Source organism: Fodinibius salipaludis, from assembly GCF_002287075.1.
GTDB classification, from domain to species: Bacteria; Bacteroidota; Rhodothermia; order Balneolales; family Balneolaceae; genus Fodinibius; species Fodinibius salipaludis.
The window spans coordinates 1-703 of the sequence record NZ_NSKE01000035.1 but is presented as its reverse complement, the minus strand read 5'-3'; the positions used below and the strand labels follow the sequence as shown (position 1 = coordinate 703).

The following is a 703-nucleotide window of genomic DNA, read 5'->3' as shown; positions in this document are numbered from 1 at the left end:
GATTTATCTAAACGATAATAATATAAGCGGGTCTATTCCGTGTGCTTTTTGGAATAGTATAGATAATAATAGAATTGGCATTGTATGGTTGGGTAATAATGACTTTTCAGGAAACTGTACTTCTGCCATGAATAACCTACCTTCTGATACAGACATATCACTATAAGGAATAACTTATAGGTAGGTTTGCGAAATCTATCTACTTTACTAAGCATAAGCCGGAGTTGTCGAGAGGCAATTTCGGCTTATTATTTTTGAGAGTTATTTTAAATAGAAGATTAAAGTGGCATTGTTTTTGATAATATATTCTTGGGAATAAAATAAGGTGCTATGAATATACGAGTTGCTATTTCATTTATAATTTTTTGGAGTTTAGTGAATACGGGGGAACTAGAGCTAAGTCCGGGCAGCGTGTCGGGAGACCGCCAGGCGCTGATGGATTTATATAGTGCTACGGGCGGCGACAGTTGGGCTAACAACAGCGGCTGGGGCAGCGGCGACCCGTCGGGTAGCTGGCATGGCGTAGAAGTGGATGCCAACGGACGCGTTGTTCGACTCGACTTATGGAAGAATGGCCTGCAAGGACAGTTGCCGTCCACTATAGGAAACCTGACGAAGCTCACCTATTTGAATGTAAAAGGGAATAAGTTAACGGGCCGTATACCTTCAGAAATAGGGGGCATGAGAAGTTTAGAATGGTTAA

1 pseudogene is annotated in these 703 nt (G+C 41.5%); it reads left to right on the top strand.

Annotation, left to right across the window (positions count from 1 at the left end):
• Positions 1-330: 330 nt before the first annotated feature.
• A pseudogene (locus CK503_RS15920) lies at positions 331-703 on the top strand (Two component regulator three Y domain protein); the annotation flags it as partial.